The organism is Pseudarthrobacter sp. TE3704, assembly GCF_056279405.1.
Genome location: NZ_JBWCCJ010000007.1, coordinates 88377 through 111434, shown reverse-complemented (window position 1 = coordinate 111434; position 23058 = coordinate 88377). Strand labels below are relative to the sequence as shown.

The window sequence follows — 23058 nt, the reverse complement described above, 5'->3', positions numbered from 1 at the left end:
CTCTTTGGCAACGGACATCTGAGCCGCACGGCTTCTATTGAAGCCGTAGCTCGCGATCTGGTGTTCCTTTCCCTGGGATCAAGGACCAAAGCCGCACCTCTCAACATGGCGCCATCAACTCTCGGAGAGCACACTGCTCAGACCTTGACCCCTTCACCCATTCCCCGAGCCGAACCTTGCGGATCAGCCGATAGATACTGTCAAGAGACCCTTAAGAGGTTTCGATGAGTTCTCGGCTAAACTACTCCGCCACCCGTGGGTGGAGCACCTCTATTCCGGCTCCGGTGCTAATGATCACCGCCGTACTATCCGTTCAGTTCGGCGCAGCCCTGGCCCAGACCCAGTTCGAAGTCGTGGGTGCCACCGGCGCAACGTTTCTACGGTTGATCTTCGCCGCAATCATCCTGCTGGTCACCGCCCGACCAAAGGTCAGGGGATGGAAGCTGGAGCAGTGGGCAGCGGCAACAGTGCTGGGCGTCGCCCTGGCTGGAACGAATACCCTGTTCTATTTGGCCATCGGTGAGATTCCGATAGGTGTCGCCGTGACCCTCGAATTTACCGGGCCCCTTATGCTTGCCCTTGTGCAGACCCGGCGCCTTACCGACGCCGCATGGGCGCTGTTGGCGTTCGCCGGCGTCGTTCTCCTGGGGTATGACGGCGGCAGCGTCCTCTCGCTAGCCGGTACACTTTTCGCACTCGGCGCGGGCGCGTTTTGGGCTGTCTATATCCTGGCCAGTGCACGCGTCGGCCAGATGGTGCCTGGCGTCCAAGGTCTGGCAGTATCAATGGCCATAGGCGCGGTCATCGCGTTGCCTTTTGGTGCAATGGCCGCCACAAGCGGAGCGGTCGTCTCGCCGCCAGTGCTAACTGTGTTTGTGGGTGTGGCGTTGCTGGCCGGCGTGCTTCCCTATGCGCTGGAGATGCTGGCGCTGCGGCGGCTGTCCACCCGAGTCTTCGGTGTCCTGTCCGCCCTGGGCCCGGCTGTAGCTGCCCTCGCTGGCTTGCTGGTGTTGGGCCAAGTACTTGGTCTCCGCGAGATCATTGCACTGGTTTTGGTCACCGCCGCGTCAGTCGGTGTCACGGTCGGCATACGACAACCGCGTGTCGACAATTCAGCCTCCTTCCCCCGCCGCGAGCAAATGGATTAAACGTGTGCCTGCCCCAGCTGCTCACCCAGTCGGCGCAGCAGCGCCTGACAAGATCGGCGACTTGGGCACCGCTCGCTACCCATACGGCACAGAGTTGAGCCTATTGGGCAGCACCGATGGGTTATCGGGATGAGTCTGCGTAACGCACACACCCCAATCTGACTCTCCTCGACCTGACCTTGAATTTTTGTACGACAGGCCCAGGGAACCAACCACATATGTAGTCGGATGGGAGCTTCCGCTTTACCAGACGAGAGAACTGCAAGCGGTACGTGTGACCCGGCAGGAAACCACATAAACGGCAATTCCGACCGTACACGCCGGTCGACCTAGTAAAAGGAGGACTTGTGTCCTACAACTTGCATGAACCGGCAGCCAACGCTGCCTTCTCGCTGACAAGCGGCGGCCTCTTCTCAAACCCGGCGCTTCCTCTTTCCCTTGAAGTCATCGCTTTAGAGGATTCCCAAAGTAGGGACGAGAAGCTAAACCGTGTCATCAGCAGGCTCATACCCGCCGCTCTTGAACACAGGCAGGGCATCCTGGTCATACAACACAATTACGGCAAGTACACCGTTCGCGTCGACCACGAAGTGCCATGCGGCACAACTCGGGAGTCCCGCTAATAGATCGCGCAAAGGTGAACTAGAGGACATCACAACTTGGGTGTGCGCCATCAATATAGCCTCGAGGACAAAGTTCCTCTGAGTGCCAGCTGCGGCTGAACGCATTCCCTTGAACCATCTACCCGTGTGAGTGGGAGTTGTCTCTTCTATATGAGTTACACCCCAGCCTGACGTAAAGGCGGTCTCACAAGGGAGGATTCACCTGCCGGATGGGGCTTCGGTCTTGTTCTCAGACACCTCTCGAGCCGCAAGAGGGGTCTTCGTCAGCTCCTGCCGCAAGCGAGTCTCATCGAGTGCCGATTCTTTGGCCTCCTGACTTGGCTCATTTGCTTAGTGCGTGAGTTTTGGGCTCCGGATGGCGTCGAGAATGACCTGCTGCTCGGTGCCGATGTCGGGGGCGAATGTTTGGTTGGTGCCGTTGATGGTGATGGTCGCTGAGCGTAGGGGCCGGAGTTGTCGGATGACGTTCCGCACCGCGAGGCCTGTCCGGTTCTGGACGGCCCGGGAGACGGCAAGCGCTGTGAACACGATGGTCAGGTGGGCTTCGATCGCGTCGCGGGTGCGGTGGAACATGGGTCTGGCGCGCAGGTCTGTTTTGCTCATTCTGAAGGACTGCTCGACATGCCATAGGTCGTGGTAGGAGCCGATGACTTCCCCTGCGGTCATGATGTTTGCGGGGATATTCGTCACGTACCCTTTCAGGCCGGCCAGTTGCCTCGCACGCGTCAGTGATGCCTCGTCGAGGCTGCGCGCCCCGCCGGAGGTCCTGACGAACCTCGGGGTCCGGGCCGTCTTCTGGCCCTCGATGACCTCGCGGGCCCGGTTCTCCTGGGCCGTGAGCGTCTTGTTGTCATGAACAGCTCGCTTGCGGGAGTACGCCCACACGGCACGCCAGGAGCCCGGGTGCTGCTCTGGGTCCCAGACGGGTTCGGCGCGCAGGTCGGGGTTGTTCTCGCTCTTGTGACCTGTCCTGGGGGTGATGGTATCGATCAGCTGCCCGTCGATGAACGCGTCGCCGTGCCACCGAAAATGCGAGGCCAGGTCATTGGGAGCCTTGGTCATTCGGGAGCCGACGATAAACCGCAGGTTCGCCTCGTCCAGCTCGCGCAGGTTCCCCGCCGAAAGCATGCCCGCGTCAGCGACGACGACCATGTCGGCCAGGCCGTGGCGGGCCTGGAACTGCTTGATAATCGGGATCATGGTTGCCGTCTCGGCCTTGTTGCCTTCGAAACAGCCGATCTCCAGCGGAAACCCACCACGGTCAACGAGCAGACCGACAACGATCTGAGGATCGACGCGGCGTTCCTTTGAGTAGCCGACCTTGCGCAGCTCGTCTTCCTTCTCCGCCTCGAAATACAGCGTGGTGACGTCATACAGCACCAGGGAAACATCCCCGCTGGTACTGGCATGCTCGAAACACCAGGTCGCAACCTGATCCCGGTATTTGCCCGCAGCGGCGCGGGCGAGAGTGCGCTTCATGGTCGCGTAGCTAGCAGGGGCCTGGCCCAGGTCCCGCAGGACCCTGCCGGCATCCAGCAGTGAGCTAGGTTCGACGACCCGGGCGATCACCAAGTCCCGGAACACCTCATCCTCAAGGCCGTCAAACCCCAGCGCCGTGAAGACGCTGGCCAACGCACCGAACAGGACGCGCGAGTCCGTGCCAACCACGCGGGCAGGGCCGGTGCGCCCAGATGGTGCTGCAGTGCCGGCGAGATCGAACAGGCCCGGATCGCTGGCCGCAGCGACCAACCCCAGCGCCGGAGGCGTGGGCTCAACACCGAGTTCCAGGACGCCCTGCGCAGGGTTCTCCAGCAGCTCGCGGGCACGTGCCAGCAGCACCCCGAGCTCAGCCTCCGTATGCGCCGAACCGACGTGCTCAACGATGCACTGCCGGCCCCGCACATACTCAGCGATCTGCACCCCGGTCGCGCCCGAGGCCGTCCGCACCCTCCTGATGAATGCCACACGGCGACACTAGAACAAAACCCATTAGTGCGTGAAAAACCGCCCACCCGCCAACATCACCGCAGGTCAGTGACCTGCGCTCCCGCCAAACCGCAGCCCGTGAGCCAACTCAGGTCAGACACCTCTCGAGCCGCAAGAGGGGTCTTCGTCAGCTCCTGCCGCAAGCGAGTCTCATCGAGTGCCGATTCTTTGGCCTATGTCGATGATTCTCGGGCTACCGCACCTCGGTTTCCTGCCATTCGACTGTCAGGGTGGGATTTGAGAACATCATGAGGGACTGTCAATAAACGGAAATTTCACCCTATTCTGACGCCACGCCGATCGTTCCTTCGAGTTGCGCCTGCCAGGTGAGCGTTAGAGGGCAGGCGTTCGTCTTACCTTCCGGGACGAATTCCCGGTTACGAGTTGCCCGCGACATTCAAGAGCCATGTCAGCAGCGGTTCCTTGGGCCTTCCTTTGGCCGACCGGACTGGTGACTATAAGGTGCACAAGAAAAGCCCCGGACCGTGGTCCGGGGCTTTGAGGTCGGCTATCGCTCGATCGTGACGCTGAGGTCCAGATGGATGTCAACAGTGGCGAGACGGTCCTGGAGGAAGCGTGCAAGGCTCGCATCAGTCGCGGTGTGTGCGCCCTTCGGGACGGCACCGCGGAAAACAGCCTGGTATTCGTGGACCTGAGCACGTCAAGGGGCGCCCAGTGCCGGTGTCCGGCGCTCAGTCGTTCAATGTCAGTGCGGAAGGTGCCGCGGTGGTCATTACGGGCTGACGCGCGCATGGTGAGGGGAATGAAAGCTGTGGGCAAGAGGGCCCTTTCGAATGAGGCAGCCAACGGTCAGCGGCCCCATCAGCAACAAGGCGCTGGAAGGCTTGCCTATTCCTTTTTCGCTCCATCTGCGTCAACCAGAGCAATTCACCATGTGTTCGAACCTGGCATCAACCCTGCCCGGACCTGCAATGGCGAAGCTCTAGTCAAACAGCGGTTGAACGGAGCTTTGGTCCGTGGTGTGCCGGAAGACCTTAGGATTCCGTGTGAGCTGGGCGGAGTCGGTGCTGATAGCGGATGTTTGTCACCGCTGCTGCTCGCAGTCACGACCTCCATGGCACCGGCGAGCCCAAATGGCACGCCCGTTCACTGGGCCGCCACTCTTCTTCGGCAGGCTCATGAAAAGCAAACAAGCAACCGGTTGCCAATGACTCGGCCTTTGTGGTTGAATGGGTGGCAAGATGTTGCCGCGCGTTGGTCCGAGGGCGATGGAGGGCTGCACCAGTGGCTGCGGTCGCATCAGCGCTGCCCCGCTGAGCGGAAAAGATCGCGCCGAGAGAAAGTAGCTGTCTTCCATGAGTACTCCTATCCTTCCGGGATATCACCCCGACCCTTCGATCTGCCGGGCGGGTGATGAGTACTTTCTGGTTAACTCCACCTTTGAATACTTCCCTGGAGTCCCCATCTTCTCGAGCCGTGACCTGCTTGACTGGCGCCAGGTGGGAAATGTGCTCGATCGTGAGAGTCAACTCAACGTACGTACAGGTATCGAAGGGGCAAGTGGAGGCATCTACGCACCGACCATCCGCTTCCACGGTGGCCGCTTCTGGATGACGACAACCAACCTGCATGACGTGCGTGAGGGCCATCTCATCGTCTCGGCAGAGCATCCCTGCGGCCCCTGGAGCGACCCTGTATTCACGGCTGGCCTCATTGGCATTGATCCCGACCTCGTTTGGGACGAAAAAGGTGACTGCTTTATAACGTGGTCTGATGTTGTGCGCGGTGGCATATCGCAGGCGAAGATTGATCCGCAGACTGGACGCGTGCTGTCCCAACCGCAAGAGCTCTGGCGTGGCACGGGCGGCGCCCATGTGGAGGGACCGCACGTTTATGCAAGGAACGGCTGGTGGTACCTCCTGGCAGCGGAAGGCGGCACTGCGGCTGGCCATATGATCACTGTCGCTCGGGCGCGAGCAATTGACGGCCCGTACGTTCCCAACCCAGCGAACCCAATTCTGACGCACCGCAGTACCGCCGATCCGGTGCAAGCTGTCGGTCACGGTGACCTTCTCGAGCTGCACGACGGAGGATGGGCGTTGGTGCACCTCGGGATCCGTCCCCGCGGGTCCTTCCCGAAGTGGCACACGAACGGGCGCGAGACTTTCCTCGCCGGAATTGACTGGGTGGATGACTGGCCGGTCGTGGTCGAGGACCGCTTTGTTGCACCGGACCTCAACACGTCGTTCGAAGACCGTTTCGCCGGCGACCGGCTGCACTCAAGGTGGATTTCCCCGGGAGTCAATCCCGCCTCTTTTGCCGAACCGGGTGATAACGGGCTTGAACTGCGGGCCGGGCGCGATCCCGGCTCTGCCCAAGCAGAGCGCATGCTTGGCGTTCGTGCGAGGGATCTCGAATGGAGCGCAAGCGTGCACGGCATCGGTGACTTTGCCCTGACCGTGCGCATAGACGACCTTCACCAGGCAACCGTGCAGCGGGTAGGCAGCAAGGTAACGGCTCGGGTCGTGATTGGTCCAGCCGATCAAACTCTAGCTGTGCAAGATGCAGTCCCCGAAGATTGGGCGCTCACGATTCGCTCCGTACCCTTTGGCGGCCAGCCAGGTCAGCGGCAGGGGCCTGATCGCCTGATTCTCGGCGTGGGTGCCGGAGATGCATTCCAAGAAATCGCTTCCGTCGACGGCCGTTACCTCTCAACCGAGGTGGCCGGCGGATTTACCGGTCGGCTAATCGGAATTGAGGCTCTCGGCTCCGACGCCCTGGTCAGTTGCTTCGCCTACAGTTCGCCCTGACACCTCGTAGATATAGAGCAGTTGCCCCGCTAAAGCTGCAGGCGGCTGACTAAACCAGTCGGGTACGGAAAGGGCGACCCCCCGATTCCATTCAGCGCCCCGACCTTCTCGCTGATCGACACGACCTTCGGCTCCGCGTCCGCCCGCGCTCCCCCGCGCCGAGCAACACCCTATGCCCGGTGAAGGACGTCCATCTACAGAACTTCGAGGGAAATAATGAGTTCTTCAATCACGGAACCTGAACCGGCACTTGCCCGGAAGCGCGTGCGACCAAATCTCGTCGTGACCGTTCTTGCTTTCGCTGGCATGGGGGCCTCCTTTATGCAGACGATCCTGATTCCGATACAAGCGAAGCTCCCGGAACTGCTCAACGCAAGCCGCGAGGATACCGCCTGGGTCATCACCGTCACGCTGTTGGCCTCAGCGATCTGTACACCCATTTCCGGCAAGCTCGGCGATATGTATGGCAAGCGCCGCATTGCTGTGATCCTGCTCGGGCTGCTGATCGCCGGTTCGATAATTTGTGCATTAGCCCCATCTGTGACATCTCTGATAGTCGGCCGCGCACTGCAGGGCACCGGCATGGGTGTGATTCCCCTTGGAATCGCGATTCTTCGTGACACTCTTCCGGCAAAGAAGCTTGGTTCTGCCATTGCTTTGGTCAGCGCAACCCTCGGGGTTGGTGGAGCCCTGGGCCTCCCGGTCAGTGCACTGGTGACCGAGAATCTTGACTGGCATGTCCTCTTCTGGCTCGCGGGCGGCATAGGGGCAGTATCGCTGGCTCTCTATCTGCTGGTGATACCTGCAGATCACCCGCACTCGCCGGGCCGGTTCGATGTCGGTGGGGCTATCGGACTCGCCATCGGCCTCGTCGGGTTACTCCTGGCCATTTCGAGAGGTAACGGATGGGGGTGGTTCAGTGCTCCAACCCTTGTATGTTTGGGCGGCGGGCTCGTGGCAATCCTGATCTGGGGCTGGTACGAGTTGCGGCACAGCAATCCGCTCGTCGACCTCCGGGTAAGTTCTCGTGGCGCGGTACTCATGACCAACCTCGCCTCAATGGCGATGGGTTTCGCATTGTTCTCCTCCAGCATCGTCTTTCCCCAAATGTTGGAACTGCCCGAACATGCCGGCGGTCTGGGACTCTCCCTGCTGAATGTGAGCCTGATCCTTATGCCTTCGGGGTTGGCGATGCTCGCGATGTCACCCGCGGCGGGACGCCTGGAGCGTCTTATCGGCGCCAAGCCGCTATTGGTTGCCGGTGCCGTGATTATCGCGGCGTCGTATCTGGCTGCCGTCCTTGTCGAGGCCGATGCTTGGCTGATCCTAGGAATAAATACCGTTATCGGCATCGGTATTGGCCTCGGCTATGCCGCGATGCCAACCCTGATCATGGGTGCGGTTCCCATCAGTGAAACGGGCGCGGCAAACGGCCTGAATACGCTGATGCGTTCACTGGGGACAAGCATTGCCGCGGCCGCAGTGGCTGCGGCACTTGCCAACACCGCTGAGGGGGCTTCTGGTGGAGCTGTGCCGACTGAGGCCGGTTTCGACCTTGCCCTACTCCTGGGACTGCTCGCAGCTGTCCTCTGCGCCGTGACGGCAGCCCTTATTCCGAACCCTCCCCGGGTAACGGACGAGGAGCCAGCGTTGCCGGCGGAGGCATTGCAGGGGCGATGATTCACCGCCCCTTGTCTTTCGATCATGGATTTCGGCTCGTCCTGCCGACGACTTGGTGGGCGGGTCAGAAGCTGCTTCCTGTGAAATGGAGCTGTCAGTAGGTGGGCGAGGGCTTGAAGGGGAGCCATTGGAGTGCAGGGCAAGTAACTAGCCGCTTCCCGGCAATCGCCACAGGACTCAGGTGTTTCATAGCGCGCTGGTCACCCCTTGTCAGCGCGCATCGGGGTACTTGCACATCCAAGCGGAGCGAATTGTGTGGCGCGTCCACAATCTTTAGCAATCGGTTGCCAAAGTTGCCCTCTTGTTGGTTCAATGGTGGTTAACAATGTCTGCACGATCCTGGAGTCTTCAATGTTGAAACCACGCGCTACACAGAGCCGCAACCTGTTCAGCCTCGACGGGCTATGGAGGTTCAGTATTGAAGAACCTGCCTCCAATGCCCTCCTTCCAGGCAAGCTGGAGGTGCCTGTGCCAGCGAGTTACAACGACCTTTTCCTGGATCCTGCTATACGCGACCATGTGGGTCTCGCGTGGTACCAGCGGGCCGTTATCGTCCCTACTGTATGGTCCGGGGAGCAGATTCTCCTGCGCTTTGACGCAGTGACTCATGCTGCCGTCGTGTTCGTTAACGGGCGTCAGGTGGCTGAACACGTGGGCGGCTATACACCGTTTGAAGTAGACCTCACCGCAGAAGTAGAACCCGGCGAGGAGTTTCGACTCACCGTCGGTGTTGATAACCGACTGACCAACGTCACGATTCCCCCAGGAACCATTACCGTCGACAAGAAGGGCCGGGAAAAGCAGACATACCTGCATGACTTTTACAATTATGCGGGCATTGCTCGATCGGTCTGGCTATACAGCAGGCCCCAGACGTCCCTCACGGACGTGACAGTGGTTACCCGCGCGGAGGGATCCGACGGGTACATCGACTACGACACTGTCGCGGAAGGTGATGCCGAAACCCGCGTAGTCGTTAGAGATGCCCAGGGTGTGGAAGTGTCTTCCACAACCGGTGCCAAAGGAACGCTCCGAATTCCTGATGTCACCTTGTGGCAGCCCGGAGAGGGGTACCTCTATGACCTCGAAGTGCAGTTGCTCAACAATGACAAAGTCATTGACTCGTACCCTGTTTCCGTTGGTGTGCGAACCGTAGAAGTGCGGGGCGCCCAATTTCTCATTAATGGGGAGCCCTTCTACTTCACCGGGTTCGGCAAGCATGAAGACACACCTGTCCGAGGCAAAGGGCACGACAACGCCTACCTGGTCCACGACTTTCAATTGATGGAGTGGACGGGAGCCAATTCCTTCCGGACTTCCCACTACCCCTACGCCGAAGAAGTTCTGGAATTCGCAGACCGCCACGGGGTTGTGGTCATTGACGAGTCAGCCGGCGTGGGTATCAACCTCGGAGTCGCCGGTGGACTGACAGGTGGCGCTCCCAGCCCCACCTTCTCGCCGGAAGCATTCAATGAACAGACCCGCGCCAGTCACGAGCAACACCTCCGTGAACTCATTCAACGCGACAAGAACCATCCCAGCGTCCTGATGTGGTGCATTGCCAACGAACCCGCATCGAACGAGGAAGGGGCCCGGGAGTACTTTGAGCCGTTGGTGAAGCTCGCCCGGGATCTGGACCCGACACGGCCCTTGACATATTCGGCCGTGATGCTCGCACATTCAAAGAATGACAAGATTGCCGATCTCTTTGATGTTATCTGCGTAAACCGCTACTACGGCTGGTATGTCTTCACCGGGGATATGGAGACCGCGGAGGAATATTTGGAGGCCGATCTGAAAGGTTGGGCGTCGGAGTTCAAGAAGCCAATCATCATGAGCGAATACGGTGCTGACACCATGCCTGGGTTCCACTCGTTTTGGGACATGCCGTGGTCAGAAGAATTTCAGTCGCATTTCCTTGAGACTTACCACCGCGTTTTCGACCGTATCCCCGAACTCGTCGGTGAGCAGGTGTGGAACTTCGCGGACTTCCAAACCACCAAGGGTATCTACAGGGTGGACGGGAACCGAAAGGGCGTGTTCACTCGAGACCGGCAGCCGAAAGCTGCAGCGCATTCATTGCGAAAACGGTGGACTACCAACGGAAACATTAAGCCAAGCCCGCAGGTTTAAGGCTGCTGATCCACCTTCACCGTGAATCAGCGACTGGGTTAGCCCGTCCGGAGCGCAGTTTGACCAAGGCTGGGAAAGGCCTGCCAGGCCTTTCCCAGCTGCGTCGCCGGCGGCCCCTGCAGTGTTTCCTCTTCGAGAGCTCGTTGTGAGCTTCCCAGCTGGGCCGGTCGGCCGGAACGGAAATCTCCCTCGCCTTTGTCGGTGAGGCCGCCGGAATCGGCTGAGAACCACCCTCACCAAATTTGTTGGGCCTTTTGTCTCTCGAAACTCGATGAAGCGGGTTGGCCTAATCCTGCACCAGGAATGCATCCACGCTGTCGGCGCTGCCCGGGTCGGCCCGGCGGTCAGGTCCAGCACAGCATGCTCCCGAGGCACCGGAACGAAACTATGGCACTGGGCCTGACCGGCACGTCGGATGTGAAAGGCGGCTTTGCTCCAGCAGTACTCCTGGACTCCCCTAGGTTCCAGCCTTGCGCCCGGGGGCACGTTCGCCACCCTCAGCGCCAACGGATCGAGATTCTTTGGTAAGCCGGTTCCTTCAACAGGTGCTCCCCGGCCTAAGGGTGGCTGCTATCTAAACCAACGGGCTCTTTGCACTATGGCAGCTTGCCCGTTGCCACTTGATCCATGTTTGGGGCGGTTTCGGCATCCGCGCCCTTGAGAGGGCAAGTGGTCCGCCAACGTCTTCACGGGCAGCAACATGATGCTGACGGCGTGATTAGTGACCGGCGCGTCGGAGCAGTTCAATACGGACCGTCCGCAAAGTGTCCTTTGGGAACATGAAGTAGCGCTCGTCACCATTCAAAACCCGGCCGGGGCTCCACTGCTCGTTTCGGTACGTCCCCTCGGTCAGGGTGTTGAGCTCAACGATCGCATTTGGGCTGGAGAATTGCACCGATGCACCGCGGGCGACGACGAGGAATTCGTCCGGGGCGGTCTGAATGAGGAGGCCGTACCCAGTCTGGGATGCGGCAGCAGAGCCTGTTCCTTCCCCGAACATGCCCCGGGTGTCGAGCGGTCCGGAGATTGCGATGTCGTAATCCCCGAGCGTGACCTGCTCCTCTTGACCGGTCTCGACCCGGAAACCATGGATGGCTCTGGATGCCTGCGCCTGCGTAATGATCCTTTGCATTCCCTGGAGGACGGCGTAAGCGTCGAAGAGATCGTGCCCGTCGGGAACGTCCTCAATCCCGAAAGGGTGGAATCCAATCCCGCGGAATCGGCCGACAGTGAGGAACAGGAGTCCGGGATCGGGCCGCGCCTCGGGAACGAAAATTGGGTTGCCGGCGGCAGAGTAATCGCTCAGCGTGCACGCGAAGTCGTCGATGTAGATGTCAGGGGAAAGGAAATCCAGGCACGGCGCACCGATCTGCCAGATATCAATCATTCGCGCTACCGGCCCGCCGCTTGGGTACTGACCGGGTTCCTGCGCGTTCGGCTGCGGACCGAGCCAGGCATTCGTGTACACCGGGAGCGGGTATTCCGCGATCCCGGCCTCGGCGACTTGCCCTACAAAGCGGCTGAAGGCCCAGCTCATGAACAGTTCCTCCGCATCCCGGCCCTCGCCGAAGACTTCCGCCCAGGTGCCGGCAGCCCGCGAGCCGTTGCGCGCCCACAGCTCCTTTACCCACGGATGCAGATCATTTACGCGCGCGTCCAGGCCCGACAGCAGTTCCGGGGGAACAGGTCCTGCCCACACCCTTTCGGCAAGGGCGCTGCGGTCACGGCTGTCACCGAGCAGTCCGACTTCGTTCTGCACCTGCACAGCGATCACAGTGTGTCGGGGATCCACTTCGCGCAGATGGCGCATAAAAGCGGCGAACGCTCGGGCATCGGCTTTGAGCAGCTCACCGCCGAAGACGCTAAGGACGGGACCATCAATGCTGAAGCGGCCGCTAAGCAGCCGCTCCGGATCGCGCTGCGCGCGAGGGAAGCGCCCTTCGTCCCGCCGGACCCAGGTCGGTGCGTAGGCGGAATCGGCGTTCTTGTACGAACCGAACCAAATGAGGATCAGCCGCATCCCGCGTGCCCGGGCCTGCTCGATTTGATCATCGACGGCAGCGAAGTCGAATCTTCCCTCTTCCGGCTCGACGAGCTGCCAGCTGGCGGCGCCGATGACCGAGGGAACGCCGTTACGTTCGAGCCGATCCCAAATAGGCGCCATGTACGCCGGACTTGAGGGACTGGAGTTGTGAAGCTCTCCCCCTACGGCGAGGTACGGTAAGCCGTCGACCAGCAGGTGCGAGGCTAAGCCTGTACGCACAACACGCGGAATGTTTGACACGTCGCCGACCTCGGAAGGCCGGGGCTCGTGGTCGGTATCGTTGCTCAGCAGCGCCATGTGTGCCCCGTTGTTTTGGTCCTTGAATGGAAGTTGCATAAATTCTCATCCGATTGGCAACCGATTGTCAACTGTTTCCTCCTTTCCTGGTATGGGGAGTGTGCAGCCTGTTGTAACCCCTTTTTCCCCGAAGGCGTCAACTGCAACCCAGTAGTCGACACCTGCGTTCAGGGAGGGCAAGTCAAGGTAGGTGCGGTCGTGGACTTGCCAGCTGTGGTACAGCTTCTCAGGGTGAGAGCCGTAGCGGACGTTGTAGCCAGTAGCTTGTTCGGAAGGCTCCCATTCGATCCTCGCGGTGCGCCCGTCAATACGCTTTGCACGGGCAGAAACCGGGGCAGGGGCGGGGCCATCACCATGGCCGAAGACTCGAAGACCGCTGACCGCGAAGGGTCCGCCGAACGGGAGCCGGCCGTTGGTGACACGTACATACCGCCCGGGGCGGGGTTTATCGAGGACTATCAGCGCGTGGGGCCGGTCGCTGCCAGCGCCTCGGCTGTCGTGCAGTGCGGTCCAGGTGGTTTCGTCGATGGACGTTTCAACGAGGATTTCTGCCGGCTGGTGCTCCGGCATGATGCCCCGCCAGGAGTGACCCTGGTCGACACCTTCGGGTGCGCCTGGCGCGATGGTGCCGAGGTCATGGTCGGCCAGGTTGATCTGGAGGGCATGAATGGTTTTTGGTGCGCCGAGGTCGACGGTCAGGGACTCCCCGGGAGTGCATCCGGCAGCCGCCCACCAGGTCCGGATGTTCTCGTCGACGGCTTCGGACGGTTCATGTCCAGGTCTTGAGGATGTCGCCGTGGCTTTCGCCTTATAGGACAGCAGCATCCACTTTGGCGGCCCCCAGGGGTCGAAGGGGCCGTCCGGAACTTCGAAGGGGTAGTCGGCGAAGTTCTGGTTGCAGAACAGGACCCCGTCCTTGTCAAAGCCGGCGGGAAACAGGCCTATCCGTCGTTCGAATACGTCGTTGACGGAGATACGCATGGTGGACGCATGCCACCAGTTTCCGTGGCGGTCCTGGAAAGTGCTGCCGTGTCCGGCGCCGGTGATGAAGCCTCCGGGTTTGGCTGAAAATGGACTGTTTTCGGAGTAGCTGAAGGGGCCGAGCGGGGAACCGGCAGTGTAGTAACCGTCGGCGTAGGTGTTCAGTTCGGTGCCTGGTGCGGCGTACTGCAGGTAGTACGTTCCCTGCCGCTTTGTCATCCACGCGCCCTCAACATAGGGGGACGTTCCCATGAACTGAGCGACCAGCTTCTCCTGCTCTGTGACCGGTACTTTCTGGACGTAGTCCTCGCCAATCTGCTCCCAGCCGTGCGCGTCCGTGTCGGATGAGATCAGCGGGAGCGGCTCGCCAGTCTGGCTGAAGGAGTCGTTGACCTGGACACCCCAGAGCGGCGTTTTGTTGTCGCAACCCCAATAGAGGTATCTGGTGGAATCATCGTCCTGAAAGAGGTGGGGGTCCCAAAAGGAAAACGTTCCCGGCGTAATCTCGGTGAAGTCGTCGGCCAGCGGGTCGACGCTTCGGAAAAAGGGGCAGTTACCTTCCTTGCGGGAAGCGCTGATGTAGAGGGCGCCGTCGACCTCCCTGACGTCCGGAGCGTAATCGAGGGCGGGCAGCTTGTCCGTTGTCTGGTACTTCCAGGTCACTAGGTCGGCGGAGTGCCAGAATCCGGCGGACATTGAGGCGAACAGGTAGTAGCGCTGGCGGTATAAGACGATTGAGGGGTCTGCGGCTTCACGGTGAACCGTTCGACGCGGTTCTCCGATCTTCATGCCCCTCACTTACGCCTGAGTAGCGGATGTCCTGATACCGGTAGGCGAGGTCCAGGGGATTGCAGATGATGCGCGCGGTATCGGTCATTGGGCTTCTGGATTCTGTCGTTACGTGTTGCGGGTTTGAAAGAGAACGAAGCACCTGACGTTGGAGCCCCTTGGGGGGCGCCCGGGCTGCACCTCCTGCGGGGCAAAAACCGTCAGGAGGTGCAGCGACCCGGAGCCCTTGGGCCTCAGCGCAGGCGCTCCCCCGCCTCCTGCTGGCGGGGCAAGGTCGCTGGCTGAGCGCCGTCCGGCTTTAGATGGTCTGTCCCGCGTCGGCGAGGAGGGTGCTTCCGGTCATAATGGTGGACAGGTCGCTCGCGCAGAACAGAACGACACGTGCAATGTCGTCCGGGGTTCCGATGCGGCCGATCAGACTTTTGGTCATCACGGCCATCGTTCCGCCTGATTCGCTGGGCGGATGCGCTGCAGCTGCGGCCATGTTGCCCTCGGTGGGGACGAAGGTGGGGGCGACGCCGAGGACGCGGATGCCGAGGGGCGCGAATTCGAGTGCCATTTGCTTCGTCATGCCGCGGACGGCGTGTTTGGATCCGACGTAGGCGGATAGTCCCGGCGCTGTTCCTCCGAACCCGGCAGTCGAGACAATGTTGATGATGACTCCGCCGCGGCTACCACCGGTCATGTGCCGTGCGGCTTCACGGGAGCCGTTGAAGACCCCTCGGGTGTTCACGGCGAACACCTGTTCCCAAGTGTCATCGTGTGTTTCGAGGACCGGGACGCTGGGGAAGATGCCGGCGTTGTTCACCCAGATGTCGATGCCGCCGATCTCTTCGGCCGCAGCTGAAGCGGCGGTCCGGACCGATTCGGAGTCGGTGACGTCCATGGCGAGACCGAGTGCCCGCACGGAATAGCGTTCCGTGATTTCCTCCGCCGCGGCACGTGCCCTCTGCGCGTTGACGTCACCGATGAGGACATCGGCGCCTGCTTCTGCGAGCCGGAAGGCGATGGCCTTGCCGAGGCCTTGCGCGCCACCGGTGACCACCGCGGTCCGGCCGGTCAGGGACAGCAGGTCAGCTAGAGGTGTTGCGGAGACGTCGGCGAATGCGGTTGTCATGAGAGGACCTCGGCATCGAGTTCGTTGTGCTGGGCGACGCGTCCGAGCCAGGCAAGGCTTGGCTTGGGAGTGCGGGCGAAGGTGTCCCTGTCGACGGCGATCAGGCCGAACGTGGGCTCCCAGTGTCCCCACTCAAAGTTGTCCAGGAGCGACCAGTGGAGGTACCCGCGCACGTCGATGCCTTCAGTCATGGCCTCGTGGAGGTACTGCAACGCTTCGGTGGTGTAGCGGATCCGCTGGTTGTCATCGGCGGTCGCTATACCGTTCTCTGTGATGAGGACTGGCACACCACCTGTGATCTCCCATGCGTGGCGGACCGCCACGCTGAGTGCGTCGGGGCGGTATGCGGTGCCGACGAGGGTGTTGTCGGGGTGTGGGGGGTGCGGGACGAGGCCGTTTGCATCCACTTCCTGGCTGGAGTAGGCCTGCACGCCGACGAAGTCGTCGCCGCGGGCGCCCTCCCAGTAGACGTCTTCTTTGCCGTACCGGATCTCAAGCAGTTTCTCTTCACCGCCGGGCGCTGCGGTGAGCGCTCCGGCCGCGATGGTCCATCCGACCTTCGCGCTGGTGTTGGCACGGATGATTTCACGGGCCGCGTGGTGGATGGCCGTAAAGGTGCGGCCGATTTCGGGATCCGCGTAGGTGAGGAACTCGCCGTGTGACTTCTTCTCCTCCCCTTCTCCTTCCACGGTCGGGCTCTGCCACTGACCGCCCTGGTTCTGCTGCATCCGACGCATGGCAGTCATGATGGCGGCCTGCATGTTGGGTTCGTTCATGGTTACCACCCACTCGACGCCGTCGAGGATTTCCGTGGCGGCTTTGACGTAGCGCTGGAACTTCTCGGAGGCATCCGGGGCCAGCCAGCCGCCGTCGTTCGCGAACCATTGGGGGGTAGTGAAGTGCTGCAGCGTAACGACGGGAGTGATGTTGCGCTCGAAGCAGTACTCGATCATGCGGCGGTAGTGGGCAAGCTCGGCCTTGGAGAAGTGTCCGGGAACGGGTTCAATCCGGGACCACTCGAGGCTGAACCGGTAGGAGGTCAGGCCCGCGTCGGCGAGCAGGGCGATGTCCTCCCGGTACCGGTGGTAGCTGTCGCAGGCGTCTCCGGAGAGCTCCATGCCGGGCATTGTCAGCTCGCGTGCCCACCAGTCACTGTTGACGTTGTTGCCTTCGATTTGGTGCCCGGCAGTCGCGGCGCCCCATAGGAAGCCGTCGGGGAAAGTTGTCATGTCATCCTCTTCTGTGAGTGTTGTTGTGCATTGAGATTTCGGCAGGTTCTTCACACTGTCGCCGCGGAGCGGCGTGGGTCGGCGGCCCCTGCTTGCCGGAAGGCGCTGCCCGCACGGAATCTTCCAGGGCCAGCTGTGTATTCGGTGCCGTCGGGGAAGACGATGCGGGCGGACGTGCCTGCGGGGATGTCGGCATCGATGCGCAGCTCTTCGCCGTCGAGTTGCCAGTGCACCCTGATGGTTCCGTTGGGTGTCTCGTGCGAGCCCTGCGCCCACGTCAGGTCCGGGCCAGGGGTTGGCGCGATGACAATGGAGCGCCAGGCCACCGAATCCTGTGCCTGTCGCAGACCAAGGGTGTGCTCGTGGAGGAACCGGAGCACGGTTCCTTTGCTGTAGTGGTTCAGGGACTCATGGGCGTTGCCTTCGTCGTCGACGCCTTCCCATGCTTCCCAGATTGTCGTGGCGCCCTTGTCGACCATGTAGAGCCAGGACGGCGCGGTGCGCTGCAGGAGCAGCTCGTACGCGACATCCGCCCGGCCGGCCTCAACAAGGACGGGTAGGAGATCTCCGGTGGAAAGGAATCCCGTTCCCAGATGTGTGTCCGCAGAGCGGATGAGCGCGACGAGCCGGTCGGCCGCCTTCTGGCGGTCCTGCTCGGGCAGGAGGCCGAACGACAAAGCACGGACGTAGGCAGCCTGGGTGTCTGTGGCGGTTGTTCCGTCCTGGCGAAGGTAGGCGGCCTGCCACGCCTCCCGAACGTAGTCGGCGATTTTCGCGTACTTCGACGCATCCTCACGCCGCCCCAGGACTCGTGCGATCTGTGCGAGTGTGGCGGTGGACCGGTAAAGGTAAGCCGTTCCGACCTCGCCCTTATCTTGGGTGAACCAGGCCATAGGGTTGTCCTGGACGGGGTTGATCAGCTTCCCGTCCGCGTCACGCTTCTGGGGCTCGATCCATTCGCCCCAGTGGAACGTCCCGTCCCACAGGTACTGTTCGAAGGGCTCCGGCTCGGGAGACTGCTGGACGCGGGCATGGTGGCGGGTTGTGCGTGCCTTCTCCAGGGCCCACTGCACCCAGCGTTCCATGGCTTCCCAGTTTTCGGCCAGGACTACGTCGTCGCCGTACGCCTTGTAGAGTTCCCAGGGAACGGCCACGATGGCGTCCCCCCAGCCGGCGGAGCCGGTCATCATAGCGAACTGGTCATCGAGCTTGTTTTTGATGCGGCGGCCATCCGGGGAGAAATTGGCAATCCTGCCGTCCCCTAGCTGGTCATCCCGCACTGACCTCAGCCACTTGCGGCTGAACCCCAGGACGTCCCGCAGCCTGGTGGCTGTGGAGACAAACACCTGGTAGTCGCCCGTCCACGCCAGTCGCTCCCGCGTCGGGCAATCCGTTGGAACATCGACGGCGTTCCCGAGGAAACTCCACGCGCCGATGCGGTGCAGGTGGTTGAGGTCCTCGTTGCTGCAGGAAAATTCGCCGGTCCGGCGGAGGTCGCTATGGACAACCTGCATGGTCAGCGCCGCGGGATCCAAGGCAGCTCCCTCGCGGCTGATGCGGGCGTACTGGAAGCCGTGGACCGTGTGGCGCGGCTCGAAGACCGCGTCATCTGAGCCAGCCGTTACTTCGTCGCGCTGGGCGAAGATCCTCGTGGGCTCTCCGGGCCGGTGGGAATCGAGGTGGGCGGTTGAGAGGTCGCCGTCCGGGTCGACGTGTTCGCCGTACTCAATCACCGTGCGGGTGCCCTCAGGCCCCAAGTCCTCTAGCCGGATCCACCCGGATGCGTTCTGGCCAAAATCGGCAACCCACACCCCCGGCCTGAGCTCGTGAAAGCGCTCCGGGGGACGCGATTCCATGACACGCACCGGCGGGGCAGGCGACCAGTCGATCGCCGGCGCCTCAACAAGGCCGACGAGGGCTTTCACGGCCGGCGCGGGGGTGGATGTATGGTCGACGGTTTGCCCGTCCATGAGGTCTGCGCGGACCGTTGTGGACGGTGCGCTTGTCCAAGTGTTGTCCGTTACCACGACCTGATGAGTTCCGTCGGCCAGTTCCATGTGCAGTTCGGCGCGGGCTCCGAGCGTGGTGCCCCACCCGGCGGGGATCCGGAAGGCGCCGACTTGGCCCCGGTACCAGCCGTCAGAGAGTTCAATGTCGATCCGGTTGCGTCCCGGCTTCAGCGAAGACGTCACATCGGATGCCTGCGCGTAGAGTGTGCGGTCGTACGACGTTGAGCCTGGGGAGAGTTCCGCCGCGCCGACCGGCTGTCCATTGACCGCCGCAGTGTATAGGCCGAGTGCGGTGGCGTACAGACGGGCAGATTTCACGCCGGCGGGCAGCTCGAACTCCGTGGCAAGGATATGCGCAGGTCGTCGGCCGTAGCCAGGATCCCCGTGCTCCGCCGGGGAGATCCACGAGGCTGTCCAGTCCTGGTCGAGGAGTCCGGCTTCGAACGCAAACCAGTCAGACCACTGTGCAGTCGGGGCAGCAGGCCGGACGCGCCACTGGACGTGTTGTCGGCTGCGCAGTGCCTGCCAGGGCCAGGGAACGTACAGGTGACTAGTGGAGCTCGCCGCCGGTTGCGGCACGTCCTCGACGACTGCCTCAATCTCATATGCGGTCGCGGCGGCGGAACCAGGTTTCCAGGAAAGCCTGGGGGCAGGTCCGGTGACCGGGAACTGGTCTCCGCCGCTGTCGACGGTCAGATCGTAGGGCGCTTTGCCCATGTCTAGTCCTTCTTCCTTCAGTGGGGCTGGGCGACTATCGAACTGCTTTGACCTTGATCGCGATTACCGCACCGCCCAGCAGGGCAAGGACGGCGCCGGTGAGGTACAGGAGTGTGTAGTTCTTCTCCGCTCCTACGGCGCCCAGGGTGATGACGAGCGAAGCGATGAGCGGGGCGACGGCGCTGGGAATTTTCTGCGCGAAGGCCACGACTGCCATGTAGCGCCCGGTTTCGATGCGGTTGGGCAGGATGGCGAAAATGATGGCCTGATCGACGGTCGCGAACACGGCGATGGCGGTCTGCATGAGCACGGCCCCCACGATCAGCTGCGGCAACGACCAGGCAAAGGCCTCAGTCGCCGCTCCTGCGACAAAGAGAACCGCAGCGATGAGCACGAACAGGCGCCGGCGCTTGAGTTTGTCGGACAGGAATCCGCCCAGCAGTGCGCCGCCGGCGGCGGCGACTACGCCGAGCATACCGATGGTGGCGACGACGCCGGCGACTTCCCGGACGGGGAGTTCGAGGCGCTGTGCGTAGAAGAAGGTGCCGAAAGTGGTGTTGAAGTACAGGCCCATGAAGAACACGAACCGGCCCAGCCAGTTCCACGCAAAGTCGGGGTACTTACGCACGTTGAAGCCGTAGCTGGCGACCAAAGACTTGGCGGTGACATCCGGGGCGGCGGCAATATCTTTGGAGCTGCCTTCGGGTTTGATGATCGGGAACAGTGCCAGGAGCACCGCGCCGATCACACCGGGAACGACGAAGACGAGCAGCGTGTTAGAGGAAACCGCGTAGGCAATTCCAATGCCCAGGACGGGGGCGATCTGGGTCATCAGCCCGGTGAGTGCGGAGACCCGTCCGCGCTGCTGCTCGGGCAGCTTGTCGGCCATCAGGTTTTGGATCGCCGCCCCGGAAATCGACCAGCCAGACATACCCAAGACCCAGCCTGCACCGACGATCAGCAGGTTCGGGGCCGAGCCCATCACGATCAGGCCGGTCAGGCCGATCGCCGTACCCAGAAAGATGAATGGCGTACGGCGCCCAAACCGGGAGCGCATACGGTCACTCCAGATGCCGATCACTGGACTGATCACAAGGTAGATCAGCTGCGCGGTGCCCGTGATGTAACCGAGGATCTCCTCCTGTCCGGGAGCCAATTCGGTAATCCGCACAGCGATGCCGTAGGACAACGGGACCATCATCGCCATCGAAGCCCCAAAGCTGGCCAGCATCAGCCAGAAAATATAGCCCCGGCTCACCGGAGCCTGGGGCTCCTCCACGTTGGTCCCGACGGCGTCGTCGATCCCGCCGGCGGGGGGCTGATTTCCTGGCACCGGCTGGGCGGCCGCCATGCCGTCAACCAGGTCAGTAGCTTCGTGTTTGTTCGTAGTCACCTATGACTCCTCTATCGGGTGGCTCTCCGTCCGCGACAGCGCGGACGCGCCGGGGCGAGTTATGCGTCAAGACCCAGTAAAAGTAACCATCGTGGTTACTCTTGAACAAATAGTAGCCATGGCGGTTACTATTGGCAATGCGCAGGAAGTGCATGCCGCAGCAAGGAAAGAAGACGAGTTCCGTGCCTAAAGTTGCCGAGCAAGTGGTTGGGAAGATGGCTGAGCCGAAGCGGCGTGGACCCTACGCGTCCACTCCTGCCCGCCGTGCGGAGATCGTGCGTGCGGCGTCTGCGAGTTTCGCCGAACATGGCTATGAGCGTGCCTCCCTGCGCGACATTGCTGCCCGGGCTGGGGTTACCCATGCAGCTCTGCTCCGCCACTTCGCGACGAAGGATGACCTGCTTCTGGCAGCCCTCGCGCAACGGGACGCCGAAGACGCCCAACTCGCCCGGAGCATCATGGAAGCGCAGGTGCCCAGGGAACGAGTCCTGAGCAGCATCCTGCAGGAAGAATTTGCGCACCCCGAGCAGCTGCGGAACTGGCTGGCCATCACGATAGCGGCAACCAATCCCAATCATCCGGCGCACGATTTTTTTGTCGCCAGGCGGGAAAGCATGCGCCAACATTTCACCAGCACGCGGCTTGCCACTTCTGAGGACACCGAGGAACTCAGCGCAGCCGACAAGGTCACGATGGTGATGGCGATGATCGACGGGCTCAGGATCCAGTACCTGCTCGATCCCGGCCGACCCACGCTCCACCTCCTGGAGACACTCATGCGGCTCATCGCCACACCCCAGGACGAGTAGCCCCTTGAGTTGCGGGCAGATCCTGCTAGGCAACGCTCCCCTGCTGGCAATAGCCAACACAGTGGGTGGTCCCACGCTGATGCTAGCCAGCAGCGTGTTACTCAAAGCCCCACCCCTGAGTTCGCAGCACCCTTCTCCGGGGCGCCGGTGATTGTAGTCAGCCCGCTGAATTCTTCAGCGAGGACGTCATTGAACAGCACCCGTTCGTTCCGTGTAGCCGAGATGTAAACAGCCCGGACGGTAGCGAGGGCATGGACCGCATCACCAACAGTCACCGTGGGAGGACGGCCTTCTGTGATGGCTTCTACGACGTCACGGTACTGCCGTATATGTCCGGACGGGAACGTTGTTGGATCAGGGTCCTCATGTCCGCGCAGGGCAAGACACGCAAGTTCATCTGCTGACTGGTTTTGTTGTCCGGCAAGTCCCATGCCCGGAACTACACTTCCCCTGTCCGAGGAATGAAAGTAGGCGAGGCGATCGTTGTCGATGACTGCAGACCCTTGCGATCCCATGATTTGCAGCCGGGTCGGGAGGCCAGGATAAGCGGCGGTGGTTGCATGAAGGACACCCAGTCCGCCCCCTTCAAACGAAATGGTTGCAACGGCAGTGTCTTCCACTTCGATGCCACGATGGACAAGTAATCCCGTGCGGGCACTGATCTCAACAGGTCGTCCCATCAGCGAGAGCAGCAGATCCACTGTATGGATTCCTTGGTTCATCAGCGCCCCGCCACCATCGGCCGCCCACGTGCCGCGCCAGGCGCTGCTGTCGTAATAGCCCTGACTTCGCCACCAGGGAATTGAGGCGACCGAGGAGGCGAGTCTGCCAAAGCGGCCCTTGGAGACCGCGGCGGCAACTGCAAGACTGGCCGGGTCAAATCGATGCTGGCTGATTACTGAGCTGACTGTCCCGTATTCCGCAGCCTTCGATGCTGCCGCTTCCAGTCGCCGGGCACGGCCGAGATCGACGTCGAGGGGTTTTTCTATGACAAGGTGTTTTCCTGCAGCGAGGGCTTCGAGCCCGAGCTCGACGTGAAAGCCGGTCGGGGTTGTGACGGCAACCAGATCAATGGGGCAGCCCGCGAGTGCTTCACCAAGAGTCCGGAAGACCAGCGGCCTCGGATCTCCGGCTTCTGCCATAGTGTTCGCCAGTTTCTCGGCCGACGGCGGCGACGGGGCCACCAGGGCCACAACGCAGGCACCGGGGATAGCCCTAACCGCCTGGGCGTGAACGCGGGCAATGATGCCGCATCCCACGATTGCCACTCGAAGGCTGTCTGCCATGGTGCTCCTGCTTCACTCTTGTTTAGTAGCGGGTACCGCCTGGCGG

At 61.8% G+C, this 23058-nt stretch carries 14 protein-coding genes; 6 read left to right on the top strand and 8 right to left on the bottom strand.

Annotated elements, in window-relative coordinates; genetic code table 11:
- Nucleotides 1-224 precede the first annotated feature (224 nt).
- Both ACZ9BC_RS18110 and ACZ9BC_RS18105 read left to right on the top strand, forming a co-directional pair.
- Nucleotides 225-1148, top strand: coding sequence for an EamA family transporter (locus tag ACZ9BC_RS18110; protein ID WP_476247137.1), 924 nt, complete (start codon nt 225-227; stop codon nt 1146-1148).
- A 347-nt stretch (nt 1149-1495) separates the two neighbouring features.
- Complete coding sequence (locus ACZ9BC_RS18105; RefSeq protein WP_476247136.1) at nt 1496-1771, top strand: hypothetical protein; 276 nt, start codon at nt 1496-1498, stop codon at nt 1769-1771.
- Between the two features lie 330 nt (nt 1772-2101).
- On the opposite strand, the gene ACZ9BC_RS18100 is transcribed toward ACZ9BC_RS18105, so the two are convergent.
- A complete protein-coding gene (locus ACZ9BC_RS18100) occupies nt 2102-3736 on the bottom strand; it encodes an IS1634 family transposase (RefSeq protein WP_476247135.1) in 1635 nt (544 codons plus the stop codon).
- Between the two features lie 1337 nt (nt 3737-5073).
- On the opposite strand from ACZ9BC_RS18100, the gene ACZ9BC_RS18095 reads away from it, so the two are divergent.
- The 3 genes from ACZ9BC_RS18095 to uidA all read left to right on the top strand — a co-directional run bounded on the left by ACZ9BC_RS18095 (nt 5074) and on the right by uidA (nt 10341).
- Nucleotides 5074-6528 (top strand): glycoside hydrolase family 43 protein, encoded by a 1455-nt coding sequence (locus tag ACZ9BC_RS18095; protein WP_476247134.1) that lies wholly within the window; start codon nt 5074-5076, stop codon nt 6526-6528.
- A gap of 216 nt (nt 6529-6744) precedes the next feature.
- The gene (locus tag ACZ9BC_RS18090) at nt 6745-8208 is read left to right on the top strand and encodes an MFS transporter (RefSeq protein ID WP_476247133.1); all 1464 of its coding nucleotides are present in this window, start codon (nt 6745-6747) and stop codon (nt 8206-8208) included.
- Nucleotides 8209-8559: 351 nt separating this feature from the next.
- Nucleotides 8560-10341 carry a beta-glucuronidase gene (gene uidA / locus ACZ9BC_RS18085; protein WP_476247132.1) on the top strand — a complete coding sequence of 594 codons (1782 nt, stop codon included), beginning with the start codon at nt 8560-8562 and terminating at the stop codon, nt 10339-10341.
- Nucleotides 10342-11059: 718 nt separating this feature from the next.
- Here uidA and ACZ9BC_RS18080 read toward each other — a convergent pair.
- The 6 genes from ACZ9BC_RS18080 to ACZ9BC_RS18055 all read right to left on the bottom strand — a co-directional run bounded on the left by ACZ9BC_RS18080 (nt 11060) and on the right by ACZ9BC_RS18055 (nt 20917).
- Entirely contained in the window at nt 11060-12682 is a 1623-nt protein-coding gene (locus tag ACZ9BC_RS18080) for a GH35 family beta-galactosidase (protein ID WP_476247131.1), read from the bottom strand.
- A gap of 45 nt (nt 12683-12727) precedes the next feature.
- Nucleotides 12728-14452 carry a family 43 glycosylhydrolase gene (locus ACZ9BC_RS18075; protein WP_476247130.1) on the bottom strand — a complete coding sequence of 575 codons (1725 nt, stop codon included), beginning with the start codon at nt 14450-14452 and terminating at the stop codon, nt 12728-12730.
- A gap of 298 nt (nt 14453-14750) precedes the next feature.
- Nucleotides 14751-15569 (bottom strand): SDR family NAD(P)-dependent oxidoreductase, encoded by an 819-nt coding sequence (locus ACZ9BC_RS18070; RefSeq protein ID WP_476247129.1) that lies wholly within the window; start codon nt 15567-15569, stop codon nt 14751-14753.
- Complete coding sequence (locus ACZ9BC_RS18065) at nt 15566-16798, bottom strand: glycoside hydrolase family 1 protein (protein ID WP_476247128.1); 1233 nt, start codon at nt 16796-16798, stop codon at nt 15566-15568. The genes ACZ9BC_RS18070 and ACZ9BC_RS18065 overlap by 4 nt, the downstream gene beginning before the upstream one ends.
- A gap of 50 nt (nt 16799-16848) precedes the next feature.
- Nucleotides 16849-19524: a family 78 glycoside hydrolase catalytic domain gene (locus ACZ9BC_RS18060; RefSeq protein ID WP_476247127.1), complete on the bottom strand. Its 2676-nt coding sequence runs from the start codon at nt 19522-19524 to the stop codon at nt 16849-16851.
- Between the two features lie 34 nt (nt 19525-19558).
- Complete coding sequence (locus tag ACZ9BC_RS18055) at nt 19559-20917, bottom strand: MFS transporter (protein ID WP_476247126.1); 1359 nt, start codon at nt 20915-20917, stop codon at nt 19559-19561.
- A gap of 215 nt (nt 20918-21132) precedes the next feature.
- On the opposite strand from ACZ9BC_RS18055, the gene ACZ9BC_RS18050 reads away from it, so the two are divergent.
- Nucleotides 21133-21726, top strand: a complete 594-nt coding sequence (locus ACZ9BC_RS18050) for a TetR/AcrR family transcriptional regulator (protein WP_476247125.1) — start codon at nt 21133-21135, stop codon at nt 21724-21726.
- A gap of 101 nt (nt 21727-21827) precedes the next feature.
- On the opposite strand, the gene ACZ9BC_RS18045 is transcribed toward ACZ9BC_RS18050, so the two are convergent.
- Nucleotides 21828-23012, bottom strand: coding sequence for a Gfo/Idh/MocA family protein (locus tag ACZ9BC_RS18045; protein WP_476247124.1), 1185 nt, complete (start codon nt 23010-23012; stop codon nt 21828-21830).
- Nucleotides 23013-23058: the final 46 nt, after the last annotated feature.